The sequence below is a fragment of the Leptotrichia shahii genome (genome assembly GCF_008327825.1).
Taxonomy (GTDB): Bacteria; Fusobacteriota; Fusobacteriia; order Fusobacteriales; family Leptotrichiaceae; genus Leptotrichia; species Leptotrichia shahii.
In genome coordinates, this window is the sequence record NZ_AP019827.1 from 1,879,934 (window position 1) to 1,905,318 (window position 25,385).

The 25,385-nt window shown below is 29.5% G+C and carries 20 protein-coding genes; 5 read left to right on the top strand and 15 right to left on the bottom strand.

All coding sequences use genetic code 11. The features are described 5' to 3' along the window. Positions 1-13: 13 nt before the first annotated feature. From serS to F1564_RS08700, 4 genes are all read left to right on the top strand, one after another. Positions 14-1,285: a serine--tRNA ligase gene (gene serS, locus F1564_RS08685; protein ID WP_026231238.1), complete on the top strand. Its 1,272-nt coding sequence runs from the start codon at positions 14-16 to the stop codon at positions 1,283-1,285. A gap of 466 nt (positions 1,286-1,751) precedes the next feature. After that, on the top strand, positions 1,752-2,471 hold the full coding sequence (locus F1564_RS08690; RefSeq protein ID WP_018450453.1) for a GH25 family lysozyme: 720 nt from the start codon (positions 1,752-1,754) through the stop codon (positions 2,469-2,471). Between the two features lie 103 nt (positions 2,472-2,574). Then, positions 2,575-3,558 (top strand): class II fructose-bisphosphate aldolase, encoded by a 984-nt coding sequence (locus tag F1564_RS08695; protein ID WP_018450452.1) that lies wholly within the window; start codon positions 2,575-2,577, stop codon positions 3,556-3,558. Positions 3,559-4,036: 478 nt separating this feature from the next. After that, positions 4,037-5,650 (top strand): CTP synthase, encoded by a 1,614-nt coding sequence (locus F1564_RS08700; RefSeq protein WP_018450451.1) that lies wholly within the window; start codon positions 4,037-4,039, stop codon positions 5,648-5,650. Between the two features lie 117 nt (positions 5,651-5,767). Here F1564_RS08700 and F1564_RS08705 read toward each other — a convergent pair whose 3' ends face one another. The 15 genes from F1564_RS08705 to F1564_RS08770 form a co-directional block, all read right to left on the bottom strand. Further along, positions 5,768-6,232 carry a putative hemolysin gene (locus tag F1564_RS08705; RefSeq protein WP_018450450.1) on the bottom strand — a complete coding sequence of 155 codons (465 nt, stop codon included), beginning with the start codon at positions 6,230-6,232 and terminating at the stop codon, positions 5,768-5,770. A 144-nt stretch (positions 6,233-6,376) separates the two neighbouring features. Continuing rightward, positions 6,377-7,921, bottom strand: a complete 1,545-nt coding sequence (guaA, locus tag F1564_RS08710) for a glutamine-hydrolyzing GMP synthase (protein WP_018450449.1) — start codon at positions 7,919-7,921, stop codon at positions 6,377-6,379. Positions 7,922-8,129: 208 nt separating this feature from the next. Then, entirely contained in the window at positions 8,130-8,678 is a 549-nt protein-coding gene (gene nrdG / locus F1564_RS08715) for an anaerobic ribonucleoside-triphosphate reductase activating protein (protein WP_018450448.1), read from the bottom strand. Positions 8,679-8,708: 30 nt separating this feature from the next. Next, complete coding sequence (locus F1564_RS08720; RefSeq protein WP_018450447.1) at positions 8,709-10,955, bottom strand: anaerobic ribonucleoside triphosphate reductase; 2,247 nt, start codon at positions 10,953-10,955, stop codon at positions 8,709-8,711. A 613-nt stretch (positions 10,956-11,568) separates the two neighbouring features. After that, positions 11,569-11,793 (bottom strand): hypothetical protein, encoded by a 225-nt coding sequence (locus F1564_RS10560; protein ID WP_408610473.1) that lies wholly within the window; start codon positions 11,791-11,793, stop codon positions 11,569-11,571. 32 nt (positions 11,794-11,825) lie between these two features. After that, on the bottom strand, positions 11,826-12,293 hold the full coding sequence (locus F1564_RS10565; protein WP_408610474.1) for a metal ABC transporter permease: 468 nt from the start codon (positions 12,291-12,293) through the stop codon (positions 11,826-11,828). A gap of 3 nt (positions 12,294-12,296) precedes the next feature. Next, a complete protein-coding gene (locus tag F1564_RS08730) occupies positions 12,297-13,253 on the bottom strand; it encodes a metal ABC transporter permease (protein WP_018450445.1) in 957 nt (318 codons plus the stop codon). A 1-nt stretch (position 13,254) separates the two neighbouring features. Further along, positions 13,255-14,031 (bottom strand): metal ABC transporter ATP-binding protein, encoded by a 777-nt coding sequence (locus tag F1564_RS08735; protein ID WP_018450444.1) that lies wholly within the window; start codon positions 14,029-14,031, stop codon positions 13,255-13,257. Between the two features lie 260 nt (positions 14,032-14,291). Next, a complete protein-coding gene (locus F1564_RS08740; protein ID WP_018450443.1) occupies positions 14,292-15,227 on the bottom strand; it encodes a metal ABC transporter solute-binding protein, Zn/Mn family in 936 nt (311 codons plus the stop codon). Beyond that, a complete protein-coding gene (locus F1564_RS08745) occupies positions 15,220-15,894 on the bottom strand; it encodes a metal-dependent transcriptional regulator (protein ID WP_018450442.1) in 675 nt (224 codons plus the stop codon). The genes F1564_RS08740 and F1564_RS08745 overlap by 8 nt, the downstream gene beginning before the upstream one ends. 477 nt (positions 15,895-16,371) lie before the next feature. Further along, the gene (locus F1564_RS08750; protein ID WP_018450441.1) at positions 16,372-16,962 is read right to left on the bottom strand and encodes a biotin transporter BioY; all 591 of its coding nucleotides are present in this window, start codon (positions 16,960-16,962) and stop codon (positions 16,372-16,374) included. Positions 16,963-17,030: 68 nt separating this feature from the next. Further along, positions 17,031-19,961: an autotransporter outer membrane beta-barrel domain-containing protein gene (locus F1564_RS08755; RefSeq protein WP_018450440.1), complete on the bottom strand. Its 2,931-nt coding sequence runs from the start codon at positions 19,959-19,961 to the stop codon at positions 17,031-17,033. A gap of 145 nt (positions 19,962-20,106) precedes the next feature. Beyond that, positions 20,107-20,808: an N-glycosylase/DNA lyase gene (locus F1564_RS08760; RefSeq protein WP_018450439.1), complete on the bottom strand. Its 702-nt coding sequence runs from the start codon at positions 20,806-20,808 to the stop codon at positions 20,107-20,109. A gap of 99 nt (positions 20,809-20,907) precedes the next feature. Then, positions 20,908-21,783 (bottom strand): alpha/beta hydrolase fold domain-containing protein, encoded by an 876-nt coding sequence (locus F1564_RS08765; RefSeq protein ID WP_018450438.1) that lies wholly within the window; start codon positions 21,781-21,783, stop codon positions 20,908-20,910. 431 nt (positions 21,784-22,214) lie between these two features. Beyond that, positions 22,215-22,796 carry a helix-hairpin-helix domain-containing protein gene (locus F1564_RS08770; protein ID WP_018450437.1) on the bottom strand — a complete coding sequence of 194 codons (582 nt, stop codon included), beginning with the start codon at positions 22,794-22,796 and terminating at the stop codon, positions 22,215-22,217. Positions 22,797-23,516: 720 nt separating this feature from the next. Here F1564_RS08770 and F1564_RS08775 point away from each other — a divergent pair. After that, positions 23,517-25,352 (top strand): DUF4153 domain-containing protein, encoded by a 1,836-nt coding sequence (locus F1564_RS08775; RefSeq protein WP_018450436.1) that lies wholly within the window; start codon positions 23,517-23,519, stop codon positions 25,350-25,352. Positions 25,353-25,385: the final 33 nt, after the last annotated feature.

Sequence of the window (25,385 nt, forward strand, 5' to 3'; positions counted from 1 at the left end):
AAATAAAAAAATTATGTTGGAAATGAAATACATAAGAGAAAATGCTGATAAAGTCAGAGAATATTTAAAAAATAGAAATAGTGACTTTGATTTGGATTCATTGCTGAAATTTGATGAAGATAGAAGAAATTTACTTCAGGAAGTGGAAATGCTGAAAAAGGAAAGAAATGAATCAAGTTCATTAATTGGAAAATATAAGCAAGAAGGAAAAGATCCTGCTGAATTACTTGCTAGAATGCAAACTGTAAGTGCCAAAATTAAGGAACTTGATCAAAAAGTGGCTGAAATTGATGAAAAACAGTTGGAACTTGCTTATACGATTCCAAATAAATTAAGTGATACGACTCCAGTTGGAAAAGATGAAGATGAAAATGTGGAAGTTAGAAAATGGGGAACTCCGAGAGAGTTTGACTTTGAAATAAAATCACATGATGAACTAGGAGTAGAACTTGGGATTTTAGACTTTGAAAGAGGGGCAAAACTTGGTGGTTCAAGATTTACAGTTTATAAAAATGCAGCAGCAAGACTGGAAAGAGCATTAATTGCTTTTATGATTGATGTTCATACTCAAGAAGAAGATTTTGAAGAAATTTTTACACCGCAGCTTGTAAAAAAAGAAATGATGGTTGGAACTGGACAACTTCCTAAATTTGCTGATGATGCTTATAAAATCGAAGGGGAAGAAATGTATTTAATTCCAACGGCAGAAGTAACGCTTACAAATTTACATAATGGAGAAATTTTAGATGAAGAAGAATTGCCTAAACATTACTGTGGATATACAGCTTGTTTCAGAAAAGAAGCTGGTTCAGGTGGACGTGATTTAAAAGGGCTAATTCGTCAACATCAATTTAACAAAGTTGAAATGGTAAAAATTGTAAAACCTGAAACTTCTTATGATGAACTTGAATCAATGGTAAATAGTGCAGAAAAAATATTGCAAAAATTGGAATTGCCATATAGAGTGCTGGCACTTTGCAGCGGAGATTTAGGATTTAGTGCAGCAAAAACTTATGATTTGGAAGTCTGGGTGCCAAGTCAAAATAAATATAGAGAAATTTCTTCTTGCTCAAATACAGAAGATTTTCAAGCTAGACGTGCGATGATTAAATATAGAGAAAAAGAGACTAAAAAGAGCCATTTTGTTCATACTTTAAATGGATCAGGACTTGCTGTAGGAAGAACATTGCTTGCAATTATGGAAAATTATCAGCAAGAAGATGGAACTATAAAAATTCCAGAAGTATTGGTGCCGTATATGGGCGGAATGACAGTTATAAAATAACAAAAGCCATAAATTAAATATCAAATTAATTTGATTTTTTCCTAAACTGTCAAAAATGCTCAAAAATTAAGCTCAATAATACAAAGTTAAAGTAAAATTACTTTAAAATTAAATTCAAAAATTATAATTTATTAAACTCTAAATCTGTCTAGTTTGTTGTGAAAGGAATTAAATATATAGTAAAACTGGTTTAAAACTGAACTCAAAAACTATGACTATTTTACTCAAACCCTAAGTTTATATAATTTTTAACGGTTCAATTTTGAACGAATTCGAGTATATTTTAAAAACTTTGAGCAATTTTGAGCGACTTTGAAAAAATTTTGTTATTATATCTGTTCGATAACTCATATATATTTAGAATTTAATAAAACAAATATTCTGAAGCAAGGAATCTTGACCCCTTGTGGAAATAAAGAAACTTAGGTTATTGAACACTTCTATTAAATAACTGAATGGAGAAAATATGGAAAAATTTATAAAATTTTTGATAATTGTAATAATTGTTGGAGGTATAGCAGGTTTTTTGGAAATTAGCGGATATTTGTACCATAATGAGATTTTGGCACAAATAGCAGGTTATAATACACAAGGATTGGATATTTCACACCATCAGGAAAAGGTAAACTGGACTCGTGTAGATCCAAAATATAAATTTATTATTTTAAAGGCGACTGAAGGACAAAATTTTCTTGATACAGATTTTTTGTATAACTGGAATAATGCTAGATTAAATGGCTTTATAGTTGGAGCATATCATTTTTTTACAATGACAAGCAGTGGCGTGGCACAAGCAGATTTTTATATAAGTAAAGTTTCTGCTTCTGATAAGACATTGCCACCAATTATTGATTTAGAAATATCTACAAAGAAGTATAAAAAAAAGGATGTAATAAAAAATTTAGAGGAAATGGTCGACAAACTTGAGAAGCATTATAAAAAAAGAGTAATTTTTTATGTGAACTACAATACTTACAATGTATATATAAAGGGAGAATTTCCTAAAAATAAAATATGGATTACAGATTATAAATATTTCCCTAGAATAAAAGAAGATAACAGGTGGATAATCTGGCAAGTTTCAAGACGTGGAAGAATTGATGGAATCCCAGGATTTACTGATAAAAATGTACTTAGAAAAGGAATGACTGTAGAGGATTTGATTGAGCAAAATAAAATAAATTGATAATTTTATAATTATTTTTTGTTTTCTATTGATTTTTATAAAAAAATTTGGTAACATATAATTAGAGAAGTTAATCTGATTAATAAATATTAGGAGGCGTAAAATGAAATATCATTTTAAAGATTTAGGATTAAGCAACACTAAAGAAATGTTTGCTAAAGCAAATAAAGAAGGTTATGCAGTACCTGCTTTTAACTTTAACAACATGGAACAATTACAAGGAATTATTGAAGCATGTGTTGAAGAAGGTTCACCAGTAATTCTTCAAGTATCAACAGGTGCGAGAAAATATATCGGTAAAGAAATGCTGCCTTGGCTTGCAAAAGCTGCAACAGCTTATGTAGAAGCATCTGGATCAGACATTCCAGTAGCATTGCACTTGGATCATGGTCCAAATTATGCTGAAGCAAGAGACTGTATCGAATATGGATTCTCATCAGTAATGTATGACGGATCTCATCACCCTTATGATGAAAACGTTGCAGAAGCAAAACAAGTTGCTGACTTCGCTCACGAACACGATGTAACAGTTGAAGCTGAATTAGGAGTTTTAGCTGGAATTGAAGATGATGTAGTAGCAGCAGAACATGTTTACACTCAACCTGATGAAGTTGAAGACTTTGTATCAAAAACAGGAGTTGATTCATTAGCAATCGCAATCGGAACTTCTCATGGAGCTCACAAATTCAAACCAGGAGACGATCCTAAATTAAGATTAGATATCTTGGCAGAAATTGAAAAAAGAATTCCTGGATTCCCAATTGTATTACATGGTTCATCAGCTGTACCTCATCAATTTGTTGAAATGATTAACCAATATGGTGGACAAATTGCAGATGCAATCGGTATACCTGATTCAGAATTAAGAAAAGCCGCTAAATCAGCAGTAGCTAAAATTAATGTAGATACTGATGGAAGATTGGCTTTCACAGCAGGAATTAGAGAAGTATTCGCTAAAAAACCAGGAGAATTTGATCCAAGAAAATATTTAGGTCCTGCAAAAGATTATATGAAAGAATATTATAAAGATAAAATTAGAAATGTATTTGGAGCAAATGGAGCTTACAAAGCCGGAACTGCAAGATAATAATAAAAACAAAAAATGAAAATTAAATTTGGAACTATCTCAAGTTTATTCTGAAACTTGGGATATTTCCTTTGAAATAATTCAAAAGAATTTTGTTTAAAAAGGTGAAAATTTTTTTTTTCATCTTTTTTTGTGAAAAAAAAATAATTATTAATCAATAAATTTACTAAATCCTATTTAAAAATAGAAGTTATATTTTATATTATTTGCTAACAAAGAATCTTACTAGTTCGCTGTTTAAAACAGAAAATAGTATTAGAATAGAGTTGTTTGGAAACTGTATTTATTATAATTTAATAAAACAGATGCTCTAAAGCAAGGGAATCTTGACCTCTTGTTAAAAAAAAACTAAGTTATCAAACAGATCTAATAAAATTTATACTAAATTTTGTTAAAAAATAGGATAAAATGATATTTCAGTAAATTGCCAGAAATAAATAAAAATTAATAGATATATGAAAAAATGTAGGAGGAAAAAATGGATAAACAAAATAATACGACAAAATATATTTTTGTTACAGGCGGAGTTGTTTCATCACTTGGAAAAGGGATCGTAGCTTCTTCGTTGGGAAGATTGTTAAAGGAGCGGGGATATAAAGTTACAATTCAGAAGTTTGATCCATATATAAATGTGGATCCAGGAACTATGAGTCCTTATCAGCATGGAGAAGTTTTTGTGACAGAGGATGGAGCAGAAACAGATTTAGATTTGGGACATTATGAAAGATTTATCAATGAAAATCTGACAAAATATAATAATTTAACAACAGGAAAAATTATGTCAAAAATTATTGCAAAAGAACGTCGTGGAGAATTTTTGGGTGGAACAGTACAAACAGTCCCTCACATGACTGATGAAATCAAGTATAATGTTATAAAAGCAGCTGAAGAAAATAATTCTGACATTGTAATTACTGAAATTGGTGGAACTATTGGAGATATCGAAAGTGATCCATTTATTGAAGCAATTCGTCAATTAAAAAGAGAAGTTGGAAGAGAAAATATCGCCTATATTCACGTAACATTGCTACCATATTTGAAAGCTGCGGGAGAATTAAAGACAAAACCTACACAGCATAGTGTGAAAATGCTTCAAGGGCTTGGAATCTCGCCTGATGTAATTGTGGTCAGAAGTGAACACCCTGTTGATGAGAATATTAAGAAAAAAATTTCACTTTTCTGTGATATTGATGAAGAAGCAGTTATTGAATCACTAGATGCAGAAAATCTTTATGAAATACCATTGACTATGGAAAAATTAGGACTTGCCGATGTTATTTGTAAACATTTTAAAATAAAAAATGAAAAACCATTATTGAAAGAATGGACTAAAATGGTGGAAAAATTTAAAAATCCTAAAAAACTTGTAAAAGTAGCAATTGTTGGGAAATACATTGAATTAAAGGATGCCTATATAAGTATTCACGAATCAATAGAACATGCTGGATTTAATCTTGATACAGAAGCTGAAATCAACTATTTCAAGGCTGGAGAATTTAATGTGAAGGAATTAGCAGATTATGATGGTATTCTTGTTCCAGGTGGATTTGGTGACAGGGGAATTGATGGAAAAGTTGAAGCAATTAAGTTTGCTAGGGAAAATAATATTCCATTTTTCGGAATTTGCCTTGGAATGCAAATGGCTTGTGTGGAATTTGCAAGAAATGTGCTGGGTTATAAAGATGCAACTTCTACAGAATTTGAAAAAGACACAGCTTACCCAATTATCAGTCTTATGGAAGAACAAAAAGGGCTTAAAAATATGGGAGGAACAATGCGGCTAGGTGCATACCCTTGTGTATTAAAAGAAGATAGTTTGACAGCAAAAGTTTATGGAAAAACTGAAATTGCTGAAAGACATAGACATAGATATGAGTTTAACAATGCTTATAGAGAGGAATTTGAAAAAGCAGGAATGGACATTGTGGGATTATCTCCAGATGGAAATTACGTAGAAGTAATTGAAATAAAAGATCATCCATATTTTATAGCTTCACAATACCATCCAGAATTTAAGAGCCGTCCAAACCGTCCTCATCCATTATTTACAGGCTGGATAAAAGCGGCATTGAAAAAACGAAGCGAAAGATAATAAAATTATAAATATATTAAATATTTTCTAGCAAGGGGTTAAAAGCCCCCTTGTTTATTTTACAAAAAAATGGCAAATAAAAAAACTTGCCATCTTTTTGTTAAAAATTTAAATTAATTAATTATTTTCTCTATAATAATCCCATTCATCAACTTTTGTACCGTTATTAAATCTGCATACTCCTCTTTCATTTCCATTTTTATCTTTTTCAGTAACAGATTTTCCACCTTTATCAACACAGAATTTAGAAGCTGGATTTGGCATTCCAATTACCGCTGCTTCAGCATCTCTTGGAGTATTATTTTGTCTATAGTATTCCCATTCTTCCATAGCTGTACCATCTTTTAACATACAGACTCCATAATCACCTTTACTACTTTTTACAATAATAGATTTTCCACCTTGTTTTGTACAATAGTCAGAAGCTGGATTTGATGATGTTACTTTTGAAAGTGCTGGAACTGTTGCTGCTGGTTTATTATTATCATTATTTTTCTTTTTAAAGAATCTAAAACTTGCTGACATTCCAGAAATAGACATAATAACCATCATTGCACTTACTGTAATTTTTAAATTTTTCATTTTTTTATCTCCTTTTTATTGTTTATAAATATTATATCATATATATTCTCGTTTTTTATATAATAAAAAATAAAAATTAAATTAAAATTATATTTGTATACAAAAATTATAGTTTTTATATGATTTTATTGGGGGAAAATAAAATTATTCCCACTCAATTGTTCCAGGCGGTTTAGAAGAAATATCATATACAATTCTGTTAATCCCATTTACTCTGTTTATAATCTTATTTGACACCTCTTCCAGAAATTCATAAGGAAGTTTTGACCAAGTGGCTGTCATAAAATCAATTGTATTTACTGAACGAATTGCCGCTACAAATTCATAAGTTCTTTGATCTCCCATTACTCCGACAGTTTTTACAGGAAGTAATGTTACAAATGCTTGATCTACTTTATCATAAAGTCCTTTTTCCATTAATTCAGTAATAAAAATATCATCGGCTTCCTGAAGGATTTTTACTTTGTCAGGTGTTACTTCTCCAATTACACGGATTCCAAGTCCTGGACCTGGGAATGGATGTCTTTTTATGATTGTATCAGGAAGTCCAAGCTCGTGTCCTACCTTTCTAACTTCATCCTTAAATAATTCCTTCAAAGGTTCTAATAACTCAAATTGCAAGTCTTCTGGCAATCCTCCAACATTGTGGTGAGATTTTATTGTGTGGGAAGGTCCTTTTATAGATTGGGATTCAATAACATCTGGATAAATTGTTCCCTGTGCCAAAAATTTTGCACCTTCTTGACCTTTAAGTTTTCTAATTTCTTCATTAAATACTTCAATAAATTCATTTCCAATAATTTTTCTTTTGGCTTCAGGTTCATCTACACCTTTTAATTTATTTAGAAATCTGTCTTTTGCATCAACAAATACAATATTCAAGTCAAAATGTTCCTTGTAGTATTCCAATACTTTTTTACCTTCATCTTTTCTCAAAAGTCCAGTATCTACAAACATGCAAGTAAGCTGATGTCCAATTGCATTGTTAATAAGAACTGCAGCAACTGATGAATCTACTCCACCTGAAAGGGCAAGAAGTACATGCTCATCTCCAACAGTTTCTTTTATAAATTTTGTTTTTTCAGTGATAAAACTTGAAATTTTCCAATTTTTTTCACATTTACAAATGTTAAATACAAAATTTTCCAAAATTTGAGTTCCACATTCAGAATGAACTACTTCTGGATGGAATTGTAATGCGTAAATTCCATTATTATTTGTAATTGCAGCAATTGATGAATCGGTTTTTGCAATTACTTCAAAATCTTTTGGCAATTCTGTGATGTGGTCATTGTGGCTCATCCAGATGTTAGAAGATTTTTTGACTCCTATGAACAATGGATTATCATTGTTTTTTACTTCCAATACAGCCTTTCCAAATTCTCTCGAATCAGCCTTTTCAACTTTTCCGCCATTCAAATGTGTAATTAGCTGCATTCCGTAACAGATTCCCAAGATAGGAAGATTTAGGTTAAATACTTCAGGATTTACAGTTGGAGCATCTTTTTCGTAAACTGAGGCAGGTCCTCCAGAAAATATAATCCCTTTTACCTTTTCTTTCCCAGTTTTTATTTTTTCAATATCAATTAAAGGCACAATTTCACAATAAACTTCCATTTCTCTAATTCTTCTAGCAATTAGCTGGCTATATTGTGAACCAAAATCGATAATAATAATTTTTTCCTTCACTTTTCACCTCTATATATTAAATTTTTTTATAAAACATAATTGTACATAAATATTTTATCATTATTTTTAAGTTTTTTCTATATATTTTTACATTAATTTTTCTTTTGATATGAGAATATGAAATGTTTTTTGGGTAAAATTTTATAAAAAAAATAGACTTATTCGTTAATTAATTTAAAATATGTATTTATAAAATTATCAAATAAATCTATTTAATAAAAAAATCTTCTTTTTTTATAATTCTTTGATTACTGCTTCCCCTAAATTTTATTTTCGGGTCATAAAGTTCCTTTACAAACCGTCCATCAACTAGCACATCTACATACTCAAGGCATTTTTTTCGCAATTCATCACAGCGAATTTGTTCAATTGTATAACCCGTATAAAGCCATATATTCTTTCCAGTCTTTTCCTTTAAGAACTTCAGGACTTTTAACATATCTACTGGATTAAAGAGGGGATCGCCACCGCTTATTGTAATTCCATCAAGCAGAGTATTTTCATTTATTTCATTGGCAATTTTTTCTAAAATTTCATAAGTTAGAGTATTTCCGTGATTTGGATTCCATGAATACTCGTTATGGCACCCAGGGCAGGCATGAGAACAGCCAGCAAAGTAAAGTGAATAACGAAGACCGACACCGTCAACGATTGTTTCCTTGTAAGTTGTTAAGATTTTCAATGTAAAATCATTTTTTGGAGTTTTTGAAAAATTTTTTTCTAAAATTTTTTCTTTTTCTGTCTTTAGTTTATTCACTTTAAATTACCTCACTGTTATATAATATATTTATTTTATACCGTGTTTTACCCTGTCGTGTTCTTCGGCTTGCTTAGCGCTATTCCAGCTGTCTAAATCTCCTGTCAGATAGCCTGTTATTCTTCTAATTCTAGAAATATTATGACTTCCACAAATTGGGCATTTATCATAAATTATTGCTTCGGTTCCACAATCTCTGCATCTGTCAACTGGATGATTTATTGAACCATAACCAATTCCAGAGTCCTTCATAACTTTTACAATTTTTAACATAACACCCATATTTTTTCGTGCTTCCCCATCTAATTCCACATAGGTAATATGTCCACCTTTTGTCAATTTATGAAATGGAGCTTCCTTTCTAATTTTATCAAAAAGGCTAATTTCCTTTTTTACATCAATATGAAATGAATTTACATAATAATCCCTATCTGTGACATTTTTAATTACTCCAAATTCATCTCTATCAATACGTAAAAATCTTCCTGCCAAACTTTCTGCCGGAGTTGCCAAAATTGAATAATTCAAATGATACTTATCTCTAAATTCATCTGCAACTGCACCCATTTTTTCAATCGTATCATAAAGCACCTTATAAGCAACTTCACTTGTTCCGTGTTCTGCATCAAATAAAGCATACATCGCATTTGCCCCTCCAACAAAACCAATTGAAAGAGAACCTGTATTTATCGCATCTCCAACTTCATCATTTCCATCTTTTTCTCCAAGCCCTTTCCATAAATTATTGCTTCTCATAAATGGAAATTGTTTTGCCAAAGCTGTTCTTTGGAAATTGTAACGTTCATAAAGTTGATCTCCAACTAAATATGTTGCTTCAAGCACTCTTTTTTGAAATTCTTCTGTTAAAAGTTCAACTTTTTTATTATTTTTTTCTTCTTCATTCGCAAATTTTCCATCTTTTTCCATTTCTGCAATCTCTTTTTCTACATTTTTTCTAGTCAAAATCGCAATTCTAGGGAAATTAATACTTGTAAAGGACAAATTACCACGTCCAAGGCTAGTTTTTTCACCATTTACATTTTCAAATACACGTGTTCGGCAACCCATTGTTGCGATTTCATATTTGTATCTTTCTGGATCATCCATTCTCCATTTTTCGTGTCTGTTAAATTCAGAATCCAGAAATACAAAGTTTGGAAATAATCTTCTGCTTGAAGTTTCACAAGACAATAATAACAAGTCAAAATTTGGTGTTTCAAAAAGTGATTTTTTATTTTCTGAATTATCGTCATAAGAAATTTTTTGTTTTTTTACAGTTTCCAAAATTTCATCAAAGTCGCTTCTAGCTAGTTCATAATCATTGTCAGAATAATTAAGCCCTTCCTTTACCTTAAAAATTTGTATCGGAAAAATTGGAGTTTCATTTTTACCAAGTCCGCTTGATGTCGCCTTTAATAATTCACGGATAACCATTCTACCTTCTTCTGAGGTGTCAGTTCCATAATTTATTGAAGAAAAGACAACTTGATTTCCACCACGAGAGTGCATTGTGTTCAAATTATGCAAAAATCCTTCCATTGCTTGATAAGTTTCATTTTGAGTATCATCATAAGCCTCAACTAGCAACTTAATTAAATCATCTCTATTTATTTTAAAGTATTCTTCCAGTAATTTGATTTCATTTTCATTGCATTTAATTGAAGAAACATTTTTTTTCAAAAATTCTTTAGCATTTTTTTCATATTCTTGTGTAATTTCCACTCCATTTTTAATTTCTACGAAGCTCAAAATTCTTCTTTTCAAGTGCCGTCTAAACGATTTTAGCACACCTTTTGCCATATAGAAGTCAAATGCCGGTATTGCTTGTCCACCATGCTGTTCATTTTGATTTGTCTGAAAAATAATGGTAGCAAGTGTTGCATAAGTGGAAATACTTTGTGCTTCCCTAATGTATCCATGCTTAGTATAAAAACCATTTTCAAACATATCTGCTAAGTCATATTGCAGGCAAGTTGTAGTTTTACTGGAATAAAAATCCAAATCGTGAATATGAATAAGCCCTTTTTCATGAGCTTTTTTGAATCTTGGTGAAACTAAATTTTCCAAAGCGTAAATTTTTGATACTTCACTTGCAAATTTCATCATTTGTCCCGCGGGTGTCATTGAAGACATATTAGCATTTTCATTGCAAGTATCGTTGCTTTCAACATTCACTATTCCTGCTATTATATTTTTTAAATTTTCTGTTAATTGTGGTTGCATTTTTATTCCTCCCTTATTTTTACTTTCATACTTTTCCACTTTTCTGCAAACCATCAATTTCCCTTATCCCTCTAAACATATCTAATTCATTCAGGTTTTTTTACCTAAAACACTATATATTGTTTTTATAACATAATGATAACACAATATTTTGTGTTTTTCAAGTTTCATAAAAAAAATATATAATTTCATAGTTCCCTATTTTTCCGAATTTTTAGATTTTTTATACTATTAATTAGGATAAAAAAAATTTATTTATCTTATTTTAATTATATATATCATAAATTTTTGAATTTGTTATGAGCTTACTATTTATAATATTTCTTATTTAAATGTTAGATTTTGTATGAATTTTTTAAATAAAAAATTTAGATTTCTTATTATAAAATAAATAAAATACAGTTTTTTGTTCTTCTAACTAAGTTAGTATTCGATATATTTTAGAGGCAGACAAAGTAAATTAGAAAAATTTTAAACGAATGGAGCCTTGTATTGGAGAAAAGTAATATAAAAAGGATTGTTTCATATAATTTATAAAAAACAATCCATAATAGTTGATTTATTTTAAATTTATTAATTAAAAAAAATAGAAATTTAGTAATAAGAGATTTTGTCCCTTTGTTAAATAAGAATTTATAATAAATTTTTTATTTGAATGGATATAATATTAGATATTTAGTAAATATTTTTCTCCTTTTTCAGAAACCTTGAAAACATCATTATCCACATAAATATATTTTTCCTTTTTTGCCTTTTCAATAACTTTATCTAAAAAGCTTTTATTCCAACGAAGATGGTTATCAATCGTTTCAGTTCCACATTCATCTTTTTCATGTTTAGTATTAGCATGGTTAGACAAATGGATTAAAAGAATTCTAACTGAAAAAATCATTTTTTGGCTTCTTTTACGATTAATTGTAAAAATTAGACCTTTTTTAGGAGAAAAACGATAAAAGTTGCAACTAATCCTTTAGCAATGCTAAATCCAAATATCTGTATCCGATTAAATGGTGCAAATGCCAGTTCTCCCAGTAATACTGAATCAACATCCAAATGTACATTTCCAGCATATCTTGAAATTAAAATTACCGCAATACTGAATAACAGCGGAAAAACCACTCCAATTGCAGAATCTTCCTTGACAAGTCTTGTTGAATTAAGAAGTTCCACAAGGTAAACGGTTAAAACTCCAACTATTCCCGCACCAACGATTAACAAGGGAGAATTTAAGTCATGAACTGCAAAAAATGCAACTACAATTCCAAGTAAGATAGTGTGCGTAATCGCATCCGAAACCATTGCCATACTTTTTAAAACCAGAAATGTTCCTAAAATCGAGCAGGCACTTGCCACCATTATCGCAATTAATTGTATTTCCAATGAAAAATTCATAATTTATTTCCCCCTTTCCAAATTATTCATTTTTAAACTATTTAATTCAGATTTTTTATTTTCAAGTTTTTTCTTAAATTCTTTTTTTCTTTTCTGATTTCTTATAATTTTAAATACAATCCCTCTTTTATTTGAAAAAAGAATACTAATAATTACAATTATACTTATAATTATGACAATAACAGGCCCGGTAGGCAAATTACTTTCACTTATACTAATCAAAGTTCCAAGCAAACCTGATATTCCACCAAAAAAAGCCGCCAAAATTACCATAATTGAAAGTTTGTCTGTCCATTGCCGTGCCGCAACTGCTGGAGAAATAAGCATTGCACTTATTAATATTACTCCTGCCGCCTGAATACCTATTATTACAGTAGTTACAATCAATATGGAAATTAATATTTCGATTTTCTTGCTTGGAAATCCCAATGTTTTGGCAAAATCAGAGTCAAACGAAACAATTTTAAATTCCTTCCAGAAAAGAATAATTATAATTAAAAGAATAATCCCTGTAATGAAGATAATATTTACATCTCTTTTAATAAATGTCGATGCTTGCCCAAAAATAAATTTATTTAATCCCGATTTATTTGCACCCGGCAATTTATTCAAATAAGAAAGTAAAACTAACCCTAACCCAAAAAATACTGATAAAATCAATGCTAAAGCACTATCAAATTTTATTTTTGTATAATTTTGAATTAATTGGATTAAACCAATACATACAATTCCTGTTATTAAGGCACCAAGCAGCAAAACTTCTGTATTTTTCACGTTTGTAAATAAAAAAGCTAAGCAAACTCCGGGAAGTGAAGCATGAGAAACTGCATCTCCCAATAAACTTTGCTTTCGTAAAACGGCAAAACATCCAAGTATTCCTGAAACCATTCCAAGCAATAGACAACCAAGTGCAACTGTTCTGAATGTATGATCTGTTATAAGAAGATTTAATATATTCATTTTATCGCTCCTTTTCAATTTCAGACAGATTTCCATTATTTTGAGTTGCTTTTTTACTCTTATATGTTTTTTCAATATTTTCAGGAGTAAAAATTTCTTCCACAGGTCCAGAAGCTATAACAGACACATTTATAAATGTCACATAATCAAAATAATCCTTTACTGTCTGCAAATCATGATGAACAACAATTACAGTTTTTTTCTCATCTCGCAATTTTTTTAAAATATTTACAATAGATTTTTCCGTTTTACTGTCGACACCTTGAAACGGCTCATCCATAAAATATATTTCAGCATCCTGCACTAATGCCCGTGCCAAAAACACTCTTTGCTGCTGACCACCAGACAACTGGCTTATTTGCCTATCTGAAAATTCATCCATTTCAACTTTGTGAATCGCTTCTTTCGTTTTTTCTTTATCAATTTTTCTAACTTTCTTTAACCACCCGACTTTTCCATAACGCCCCATTTCCACAACATCAAATACAGTAGTGGGAAAATCCCAGTCAACACTTCCTCTTTGTGGTACATAAGCTATCTTATCCCGCACTTTGCTATATTTTTCATTATAAAATCTTACTTCTCCAGTAACAGGCTTTAGTAAATCAAGCATTGCTTTAATTAAAGTAGATTTCCCAGCCCCATTTGGTCCCACTATAGCCATAAGGACTCCCTTTTTAATGTCAAGCTCAACATCCCACAAAACAGGCTTATCTTCATAAGCTACCGTTAAATCCTCAACCCTTATAATAATATCATCAGAAACATTTTGATTCATCTTTCCTCCTTCTCCTAAATTGTAAAACTGTTCTATTTCTGCAAATTTATTTTTTATTTAATGTCTCATTTTGTCTTAATTTTTAATAATCATTTTGTATTTTTATAAAATAAATTGTTATTAATAAATATTTTCCTTTAATTTTTTATGTTATTTTTTTAATTATTGCAAGGGTATCAATCGCCATACCCTTGCATCCCCGCTTGTCTAAGCATTTTTTGAAAATAAAAATTATGGTCTGAGAAAAGCGAGTTTAATTTTTATTTTAAAGCATTTACAATGGTATCGGCGTTTGCTTTAACTGTTTTAATATAAGTTTCAGAGTTATGTGCTTTATCTCCTAGCGAATCTGAATACAATTCTCCACCTATTTTAACTTCTTTTCCTCTAGCTTTTACAGCTTCCTGCAATGCTTCTATACTTTTTTTCGGAACAGAAGATTCTACAAATATTGCTTTTATATTTCTTTGAACAATGAAATTGGCTAAGTCGCTTATATTTTTTGTACCAGTTTCAGAATCTGTAGAAACACCTTGTATTGCTTTTACTTCTAGTCCAAATTGTTCTCCAAAGTAGTTAAATGCATCGTGAGCTGTTACAAGAACTCTGCTTTTTTCAGGAATTTCACTTATTCTTGTTTTTACATAAGTTGTAAGTTCATTTAGTTCAGCTTTATATTTTTTCAAGTTTTCTTTGTAGTAGTCACTATTTTTAGGATCAAATTTACTTAATTCAGCTTCGACTGCCTCAGCTTCTTTTTCCCATAATTCTGTATTGAACCATACATGCGGATCAGGAGTATTTTGGTCAACTAAATGAATTTTACTTTTATCTAGTTTGTCCCCAACATTTAGTATATTTTTGTTTTGAGAAGTTAATTTTTCAAAAATTTCTGTCATTTTACCTTCCAGATGTAATCCACCATACACTATAATGTCTGCATTTCCAAGTTTTTCAATATCTCCTGCACTAGCACTATACAAATGCGGATCTACTCCTTCTCCCATAAGTCCTGTAACTTCGACTTTATCTCCACCAATTGTTTTTACAAGGTCAGTAAGCATTGTCGTTGTTGTCGTAACTTTTATTTTTTTACCTGATGAAGCTCCACCTTTTCCACAAGATATTAGTAGCATCATTGCTACACATACTGCGATTACTAAGTTTAATTTTGTTAATACGTTGTTTTTACTCATTATCTGTCTCCTCCAAATCTTTATTTTTTTTATAAACCTCAATCATATCTGCTGCATTAAAAGCCACTATTTTTTCATTATTTTGCTCACTTTTCAAATATATCGGTCCATTAAACGGATCTTTTTTTTCCACAATATATTTTTCCTTTAAATTTATGTCCAAATCCCGTAAATAATCATATAATTCTATATTATCTTCCACACTTAATATAACAATTTCATCGTCTTCTTCAGTTTCAGATAATTTTATAATATTTTCCTCATCAAAGTTTTCCAAATTATAGAAAATCGGGCTCCCGTGCGGACATTCCTTAGGATAAAACAGGAATTTTTCCAGCTTTTGAAGAAGTTTATTGCTAGTTACATGTTCCAGAATTTCCGCTTCCTTATGAACTTCTTCCTTTTCATACCCCAGCTTTTCAAACAAAAAAACTTCCCAAACCCTATGTTTACGTATAATGTCAAGTGCAAAACTGTTCCCTTTTTCAGTAAGTTTTACCGTTTTCTTGTCAATAGTTAAATAATCATCGTTTACCAGCTTTTTTATCATTTCACTGACTGAAGCTGGAGAGATATTTAAATATTCTGCAAGTTTTTTATTGGAATATTCCTTCTTTTTTTTCAAAGTATATATTCCTTTTAGATAATCTTCTATACTTCTGCTCATCTCAACTCCTTTCTATTTGTTTAGCCTAGCCTAACCATATATTTAGGTCAACCTAATAACAATATTATATTACCACCATATATTTAAATTGTCAAGATAGATTTAATAATTTTTTCAGATTTCAAAAAAAAGCACACTTGCATTATTAAATGCTTGTGTACTTAAATAACAGAAAAAGAAAATATTTAAAACTTAGATAAAATATAATTTTGAATGAATTATCCAAGTTTTTTATATAACTTTCTAAATCAATTTTAATGTTAATTTTCTCCATTTTTATTTTACAACATTTTTTTTAAATAAAGTGTAACTTTGGTTACATAAAAAAAATTCCTATTTTAAATTTTACTAAAGAATAATAGGAATTTTATTATATATTCAAAACTAGTTTGGTTTTATGGATATTTTACCATATTTTATAATATTTACTGAAAATTTGTAGAAATAATTTTCATTTGAATTTTTTTGTCTCATAAATTAATTCTTTTTATCATTATTATTTTTTGGAATAAATTTCCATAATGTTGGAACAAGCAATGTTACAGCAGTTGATTTTAACGCATCTCCTGGAAGGAAAGGCAATACACCAACCATGAATGCATTTTTACCTGGTAAAAATAATGATAATTGCAATGCACCTAATGTCAAGATAATTGTACTAGAAAGCATTAATGAAAGTATTGTTTTTACGTAAGATTTTGTAACTCCTTTATCAGCTAAATATCCTAAAAGAATTGTAGAAACAATATATCCTAAAATATACCCTCCTGTTGGTGAAAATAAGGATCCTGCTTTAGCACCAGCAAAAATTGGAGCACCTAAGCTACCTGCTGCAACATAGGAAAGGATTGTTGCAGTTCCTAATTTTTTGCCGTATAGTAACGCCATTAATGTGACTCCAAATGTCCCAAGTGTAATTGGTACTGGAGTATAAGGTAATGGAATCATAACTTGAGCCATTAAACTCAAAAATGCTACTCCACCTAATACTAAAAGAACATTTTTTAAAATTTCTTTTTCTTTTGATTCAATTTTGACAATATTGCTAATTAATGTATTCTGTTTCATAAAAAACCTCCATTTTTGTATTATTATAACACGTGTTATATAAAAAGTCAATAAATGTAAATCTCAGATTAAAAATTAAATCTAACCCCTGTTGTAAATACATTATTATTTCCTTTACCTTTTCCACTATCAACAGAACCATCATAATTTATATACCATCCAAAGTCTTTATTTACTTCTGTCAATGCTCCAACTCCAGCCCAAGTTTTATTCTTAGAAAGTCCAATACCTTTTACTTTGAATGTTGCTCCTGGAAGTCCAGTATATCTTGCATCAAAACTTAGATCCTGTTTATTAAAGGCTCTTTGATGTGTTACATATCCTTGGAATGTAGTTTTGCTTCCACCCTTCCAGTTTACAGATTTTCCAGCTCTAAGTCCAACTAATGCAGCTGTCTGATTATAATTTTTCTTGTCAGCAGTTAATCCAAATTGACTTTTTTCTTCAGAGAATGACCCTCTTACAACCGTATCGTGAGTTAATCCTACAAATGGTGTTACTACAAAATCTCCATTAGCATTTTTAACGTCATATCCTGTTTCTAAATATCCAGAATAAACTTTATCATTATGATTAATTTTAGCTCTAGTATAGTCGTTATTACTTAAAATAATATCCCTTTCCACATCACTGTCAACAAATCCAATTCCAAAACGTCCTTGTAAGTAGACTGGAACATCTTTGTTTCCTAATCTTCCATATAATGAAATTCCAAAATTGTTAGCATCAGATTTACCACCATATCTGTCAAATTTAACATCAGCTTTTGAATAAGACAAAGCAGTACCTAAAATTAAGTTGTCTCCAAATTGCTTATCAACTCCAACTTGTCCACCATATACTTTAGTACTTCCCTTACCATATCCATCTTGTTTTAATTTACCATTAGCACCCAATCCAGAAATCCATAATCCAAATTTATCTCCAACATTGTCAAGAGTTCCTAACATAACTAATCTATTAGACAAATCCTTATTTACAGTTTGAGAATGTTGGAAAGTCAATGCTTGTGCTGAAGCATAAATTTGTCCAGATAGACTATCCAAAACGGCTGCCCTGTTTGAAGAAGTAAGAGCTTGTAATTTAGCGGCTTTTCTTTCAAACTGTGTAACATTTCCAGATGTTCCATTTTCAATGTCTTGATCTAATTTTTGAAAAGCGGTTTCTAGATTTTGTGCAGTATTTTTTTGCATTTCATCAGATTCTGATATCTTTTCTACATAATCCAGTACATTTTTTCTACTTACTTTTGCAGAAACAGAATTTTCAGTCTGATCAATCTTAGTATTTAACATTTCATCAGTATTTACATCAGTAACATTTCCTTGGATTTTATCGTCAGATGTAATTACATTTTGTACAGTTCCATTAGATGTTATATATTTTCTTTCACCATTTTGTTCAGGTTTTACTTCAAGTTTAGAATTATTTAAGTTGACTTTTCCTTTTACATGTATATTAGAATTTAAGTCTGTTACAATTCTAGAATTTTCCAATGATTCATAGTTTCCAGCAACCTCTGTAGAACCGAAGTTTTCTATTGTTCCATCATTTTTAATGTTATTTTTTATTATAGCGCTATTTGTAGAAAGAATAGCCTGTCTTCTTACGTTGATTGAAGAAGCATAAACACCGTTTACTTGCAATCTACCATTATTTACAGTTGTATCTCCTGTAAATGTAGAGTTTCCAGATAAAATCAAGTCTCCAGCTCCATCTTTAATTACACCTGCATCTCCTGAAATATCATTTGAGAAAGTATAGCTTCCACTTGGAATATTAATGCTTACATTATCTGAAAGCGCAAGTTCCTTACTAAATAAGGCAGGCCCTTTTAACGCTTTATCAATATTTAAAAGTCCCCATCCGTAAACTTCATCGACACCAGATGCTCCTATATCTGTCGCAGTTGATAAAATTGTTTGACGAATTAGGCTAGCATCCATCCAAGGATATTTTTCTTTAAGTAATGCAGCTGTTCCTGTTACTAGCGGTGCGGCAAAAGAAGAACCCCCACCAACATAATTTTGTCCTTTTATTGTAAATGTTTGATCTCCAACAGCAGTTACAGTCCAGTTTTTAGCAACTCCTGCAGGTGATAACGGAGTCAAATTATCCCAGCTTGTATCTCCCAGTTTAGATTCGTTTTTTGAAGTCAATGCAACTACATTAATCCATCCCTTTTGAAGTCCGCTTTCAAAATGTGGTAAACCTCCTTCAAGTGTAGGCTGTTTGTCAGAAGAATCATTTCCAGCAGACCATACAAATAAAGAACCATTATTTACTTCATTTTTATAAAAATCAAGCATAGAACTTCCAATTTGGTGTCCATAATAATGGCTTGAAGCAGAATCATTATTAAAATCCGTTACTTCTCCGTCGATTCCGAATGATTGATTATAGATGGTTACCCCATTATCTTTTAATTTTTGATACATTTCTAATTTTACGCTTGGATAAGTCACTTTTTTGTCAGTATTACGTTTAGCTGCGTCAATTACATATACACTAGCACCTTTTGCAATTCCATTTGAAGAACCTGCAGCAAGATCCGCTACAACAATTCCATGATCATCGTTTTCAGTAGCTTCTGATGTAAATCCAGAAACTGTAAGTTTTGTTAAACGACTTCCAAATTTTTCTGAAAGATCAGAACTAAATGCTGAATTTTCAAATCCTACGTCAATAATTCCCACTTTTACATTATTACCTGTGAGTGTTGTATTTGAATTGTTGTGAGGATTATCTTTATTATAAGAAAGAGTAGAAGAATTCCAGCCTATTCCAGAAGTTGTTGTTGTTACAGTCGGTTTTGTTGTTACTGGTGCCGGATCTGTAGGAGTAGGAGTAGCCGCTGCTGTTCCACCCGAATTGCCGCCTCCGCCACCTCCGCCTCCACCACAGCTAATTAGTAGCGCAGCTAATCCGAGGATAATCGTGCTTTTGGCAAAGTTATGCTTTTTCATATCTTTCTTGAATTGTTTTAAATTAGTGGTCATAGTAACCGCTCTCCTTTCAATTTTAAACTGCTATTTAAGAAATTATTTTTTAAATAAAAAACTAAATATAATATCTAATACTTATAATAATTTTCCAATAGTATTCTACCATATTTTTTTGAAAAAATCACTACAGAATTTAAAATTATTTAAAAATTTCTCCAGCTTCCTTATACCATAAAACCAAGTCCAGCTCATCCATTTTTATTTTTGAAAAATATGAATATTCTCTCATTTTTTCTTCAATTTCATAATATTTTTTCTCAGTTATTGTCTTAGGAATTTCATCAATCACATTAAGAGCTTCAAGATTTCTCAAAATATGCCTATCTAAAATTGCAATATTTTCTCCAAATCCAAGATTTCGCAGCACATGATTTGCCTCCTTTAGTCCCATACCTCTAACGTTTTTCAATATCCATTTTCGTTTTTCAAAAGTATCCCCAATTCCAGACAAAATTTTCTTTGGCTGCAATTTCCCGTCTCTTGTCATTAATTCTCGTAATTCCACCAAATATCTAGACTTATTATTTTTAAATCTGACAATATTCAAAAATTCAACTATCTCTTCAGCTTTTCCTTCATACAGAAGATCATTTTTCACTATATTTGTAATAGCTTTCCAAGCATTTTTAGCCTTCGACTGAGGTGTCAAGATACAAAATGCCATTTCTGCAAAAACCTCTTGTTCTGTACCTTCCCATGCCTTTTTATAACCTTTTATAGCCTTTTCAATTCCAGTTTTTATTTCTTTGTGAATTTTAAGGATTTCCTTGTGCTTTTCCTGATTAATTTTTTTACTAATGTTGTTATATTTATCACTTTTTTTCTCAATTTTTTTAGACATAATTAAAGTTCCTTTTTTTATTTTTTTGGATAATAATAAACTCTAGAAAAAAATAGAAATAAGATTTTATAGAATTTATTTAAATTTGAAAAATTTTGATTATTTCAGAAAAAATTTTCCAATTTCATCAATAGTTTCCTCTGTTTCTTTAAGGGGTGCTAAAATCCAGTCATGGCACAAATTTTCTCCAATTTTTATTTCTACGCTTGTTCCAACTGCAATTTCCAGCATATCGCTTAATTTTAAGCAATCAGGATACAAAATTTCATTTGTTCCAAAAATGAGGAATATTTCCCCAAGATTATCCATATTTCCATAAATTGGCGAAATCAGCGGATCTTTCACATCCAGTTCCCCAGCAAACTGCTTTCCAGTTACAATCAGCCCATTTAACGGCAAAAGCGGATCTTTTTCTGCAAATTCCTCTATTTCCTCATTTGTCATTGAAACATCAACCCAAGGCGACATCAATACAGTTTTTTCTGGAAAAGGTAACTGCTTTTCTTCTTTTAATCTTTGCAAAAATGCAAGTGCCAGCCCCCCGCCAGAAGAATCTCCAAATAAATAAAACTCATCATCTTTATATTTTTTTATTATTTTTCTATAAGCCCCCATTACAACTTTATGTGCTTTCTCCACAGTATTTTCAGGAGCAAGCGGATAATCAATGAATGTAACTTTCAAATGATATTTCTTTACGAGTTTTTCAATAATATTTTTATGCCCCCGAACAGCACGCATGACATAAGCCCCGCCGTGCAAAAAAATAATATGCCTGTTACAGCTTTTTTCACTGAAAACTGTTAAAATTTGATATTCGTCAATGAACTGCTCATCAATAGCAAGCGACTTGTCAAAATTTTTTTTATTCAAAAAATCCGTATCTCTTCTTGGATTTAAAAAATCCTTTTCCTTATATTTTTTCATATTTACCAACTTTGCGATTGGTACTGCAATATCTGATAATAAACTCATTTTTTTTATTTTATTTTAAAAAAATAATCAAACTCCTTTCTTTTTTACTGCTTTTTTACAAAGGCTTTCATTCCTTTACTTATCATAAACTACTATTGTTTAATTTTTATTTTTTTACGAAAATAATAAAACTAATTTAAAACTGAACTCAAAAGCTATGACTATTTTAAGTTTATATGATTTTTAATAGTTTTATTTTGAGTGGATTCAAGTATAATTTAAAATTTATAACTATTTTGCGAAATAATATAAATAAAATTACCTAAGTGGCAGATTTTATAAAAAAATAATGAATAATAGACCTGTTTGATAACTATATAAACTTAAAGGTTAATAAATAAATATCCTGAAGCAAGAGGTTTTGATCTCTTGTATAGATAAAAAACTTAGGTTATCGAACATATCTAATATTAACTAAATTAAAATGTATTTTATTCTATAAATTTTATTTTATCTTCAATTTCCACATAACGTTCTTTCCCAATAATCTTTTCCAAATCCACATTTGACCTTATGTTATTTTTTTCAATTTCAGGAATCAATTTTTTTATTTCCTTATTTGTAAATCCTATTTTTTTTAATTCCTTTTCATTTGATTTGTTAATATAATATTTTGTTATTTCACGCCCATAATTTTGTCTGGAATTCTGTATTTTTTCATTATCTACAAACAAAAATTTTTGAGCAATTTCCAATCCTGATTTTCCAAATCCAGAGACATTCTTTACTTCATCAACATCTTTAATAATCCCAACTTCATCCCGATATTTAACAAATTTTTCAGCCTTATTCTTATTAATCCCCAGCTTTAGCAAATCTTTATATTCAATACTGTTAATATCAAATTTTACATTGCTTTTTGTCAAATCAGTATCTTTCTTAGCCTTATCCTTTTTATAATTTTTTTCCTTGCTAATTTCAATTTCAGGAATATTTTTCTCCTCAATTAAAAGTCTTAAAAAATTTCCCACAATTAATAGCATTACAAAAATAATGACATATTTTATTTTCATAATAATCCCCCTTTTAATTATTTTATTTAACAATTTTTGAAAATCTGCCACTTAAATAAAATAACTTATATTTTATGACAAATTATACCACATTGATTTGTTATTTAATAGATAAAAAAATTAAAATTTAAATTTTATCATTCTGTAATCATTAAATAAAATTTTTATCTATTTAATTAGGTTATTTTATTAATCACTTATTTTTTAGAATATTTTAATTAATTATCATTTTTTTATTTATAATTCTAAATCTTTTTTGACGTAAGGGCATCATACGCCATGCCCTTACAACCCGGCTTTACGCAAAACTTTCTTATATAAGAAAAATAGAACTCGCTTTTGAATATAAATAATTTTAATTCAAGTAATCTTATCTAATTTAAAATTTATTCCAAAAGCTCAAACAGCTATTTTTCTTCTAACGAAATTTTGCTTGTTACTTACTTTTATATTCAATCTCATTCAAATAACAGATTTATTGCAAATTTTTTTTACAAAATAAAAAACATAAAATAAAAAAAATATTTATTAACAAAAATAATACTAAAATAAAAACTAATAAAATAACTTTGCTGAGTTTTTTGAAGTAGAAAAAAGAAAATAAACTAATTTTCTCATTTGCCTTTAATAAAAATATGTTATTATTATTGTGAAATAAATAATTTTCTCTATTTATTTAATTTTGAAAAAGAGATTGAAATATGATAAGAGGTGATTTTTATGAAAAAAATTAAAGAAAATGTAAAAAAACTGCTTTTACATTTTAAAAGTGGATTTGAGAGATTTCCAGTAACGATTATTTTAGTTTTTATGCATTTTATTACAGGCATATACATAGCTGAAGTTAGAAATTTTCAGTCTGATGAATTTATTGAAATTAATTTTCTTTTGTTTGGGAGTATTTTTATTACAGCAATGTTTGAAATGCTTTATGAAAAATATTTTTATAAAAAAAATAGATGGCTAGTTAGAGGTGTTTATTCAGTTATAACATTTGCTGTATCAATTATTTTTTTTGTAGAGTATTTACGGACTAATGATTATTACAATGTTTATTTTTTTACATTGATTCCGATTTCAATGGTTCTGTTTTTATTAATTCCTATTTTAAGAAAAAAGGATAATAGAGAAAAGTATTTGCAGTCAGTATTTTCAAATTTTGTTATAACTGGCATTTTTGCGGCAGTTCTCTGGATTGGTATTGAAATAATACTGGCAACAGTGAATTATCTGTTTTTTTATTCTGGTGACAGTTTATTTTTTAGACTGACTACGTATTCTTTCTGGTTTATAACTGAAGTATTTGGAGCATCATTGTTTTTATCTTTATTGAAAAAGCCTAATGATAATCTTGAAAATTATGAATTCCCATTTATTTTCAATTTATTGATTAAATTTGTAATTATTCCATTAATTATTATTTACACAGGTGTTTTATATATTTATATGACAAAGGTTATTATATCAATGCATTTGCCAAAAGGACTAATTTCTCATCTCGTTCTTTGGTATACAGCATTTAGTGTCTTCATGATGATTTTAATAACGCCATTTACACAGAAAGATAAATTTTTTGAGAACTTTAAAAAATATTTTCCATACTTTTCGATACCTTTAATTTTTGCTTCACTATTTGCAGTTTTTCAAAGAACATATCAATACGGAATTACAGAAAATCGGTATTACGTACTAATTTCAATATTCTGGCTGCTTTTCTGCATGATTTTATATATTAGAAACATGAATGTTACAGGAGTTTTCATAAGTTTAATTATCTGTTTTATAATTTCAGTTTACACTCCACTTAGTGCCAAAAATGTTAGTAATTTTAGCCAAAGTCAAAGATTGAAAAGAATACTTGTAAAATATGGGGCTTTAAAAGATGGAAAAATTTCTAAAATTACACAAAAATTGACTAACAGACAGGGAAGTCAGATTCATACAACAATTCAATATATATCTGACAACAGCACTATTGCGAAATTAAATTTCAAAAATGAAAAAGGAGAGATTTATTCAACTCTTGGAGATTTGGAAAAAGGGCTAGATGTGAAAGAGTCTTGGAAAGAGTATTCTATATACGATAGTGAAGATGATGACAGGGAAAAAGATGATGAACATAAAATTGTCACATATAAAATAAAAAATAGCGAAAATGCTGAAATTATATCTGATATAACAGGCTATGACAACTTTGTATCTTACAGAAAAGTTGATAATATAGACCCAGTAGATCAGGAAAATGAATCTGAAAAATATAAAATTACAATTAAAAATAAAATAATCACAATAAACAGCAAAGATGGAACAGAACTTGCCAAAATAAATTACGAAGAGGCAGTACAGCAAATCGTATCCAAATTAAAAACTTTAAAATTGCAAGATACAACCGATACAGGCTATGAAGTTTCTCAAAAAGATTTGGAGTATATTGGAAAGGCTGGAAAAATTAATTATAAGATTTCTTTAAGAAGTATTAATGAAGAGACAGTAGATGGGAAACCAAAGGATTTGTATTATGATGAATTTGATTTTATGTTTTCTGAGAAGAAATAGCTTTTGAAATAATCTTAAAACATCCGAAACTCT

Bases quoted from the DNA above. Each gene is read 5' to 3' on its own strand.
- serS (WP_026231238.1), top strand. From the start codon at position 14: ATGTTGGAAATGAAATACATAAGAGAAAATGCTGATAAAGTCAGAGAA.
- F1564_RS08690 (WP_018450453.1), top strand. From the start codon at position 1,752: ATGGAAAAATTTATAAAATTTTTGATAATTGTAATAATTGTTGGAGGT.
- F1564_RS08695 (WP_018450452.1), top strand. From the start codon at position 2,575: ATGAAATATCATTTTAAAGATTTAGGATTAAGCAACACTAAAGAAATG.
- F1564_RS08700 (WP_018450451.1), top strand. From the start codon at position 4,037: ATGGATAAACAAAATAATACGACAAAATATATTTTTGTTACAGGCGGA.
- F1564_RS08705 (WP_018450450.1), bottom strand. From the start codon at position 6,232: ATGAAAAATTTAAAAATTACAGTAAGTGCAATGATGGTTATTATGTCT.
- F1564_RS08720 (WP_018450447.1), bottom strand. From the start codon at position 10,955: ATGGTTTGCAGAAAAGTGGAAAAGTATGAAAGTAAAAATAAGGGAGGA.
- F1564_RS10560 (WP_408610473.1), bottom strand. From the start codon at position 11,793: ATGATTTTTTCAGTTAGAATTCTTTTAATCCATTTGTCTAACCATGCT.
- F1564_RS10565 (WP_408610474.1), bottom strand. From the start codon at position 12,293: ATGAATTTTTCATTGGAAATACAATTAATTGCGATAATGGTGGCAAGT.
- F1564_RS08730 (WP_018450445.1), bottom strand. From the start codon at position 13,253: ATGAATATATTAAATCTTCTTATAACAGATCATACATTCAGAACAGTT.
- F1564_RS08735 (WP_018450444.1), bottom strand. From the start codon at position 14,031: ATGAATCAAAATGTTTCTGATGATATTATTATAAGGGTTGAGGATTTA.
- F1564_RS08740 (WP_018450443.1), bottom strand. From the start codon at position 15,227: ATGAGTAAAAACAACGTATTAACAAAATTAAACTTAGTAATCGCAGTA.
- F1564_RS08745 (WP_018450442.1), bottom strand. From the start codon at position 15,894: ATGAGCAGAAGTATAGAAGATTATCTAAAAGGAATATATACTTTGAAA.
- F1564_RS08750 (WP_018450441.1), bottom strand. From the start codon at position 16,962: ATGAAACAGAATACATTAATTAGCAATATTGTCAAAATTGAATCAAAA.
- F1564_RS08755 (WP_018450440.1), bottom strand. From the start codon at position 19,961: ATGACCACTAATTTAAAACAATTCAAGAAAGATATGAAAAAGCATAAC.
- F1564_RS08760 (WP_018450439.1), bottom strand. From the start codon at position 20,808: ATGTCTAAAAAAATTGAGAAAAAAAGTGATAAATATAACAACATTAGT.
- F1564_RS08765 (WP_018450438.1), bottom strand. From the start codon at position 21,783: ATGAGTTTATTATCAGATATTGCAGTACCAATCGCAAAGTTGGTAAAT.
- F1564_RS08770 (WP_018450437.1), bottom strand. From the start codon at position 22,796: ATGAAAATAAAATATGTCATTATTTTTGTAATGCTATTAATTGTGGGA.
- F1564_RS08775 (WP_018450436.1), top strand. From the start codon at position 23,517: ATGAAAAAAATTAAAGAAAATGTAAAAAAACTGCTTTTACATTTTAAA.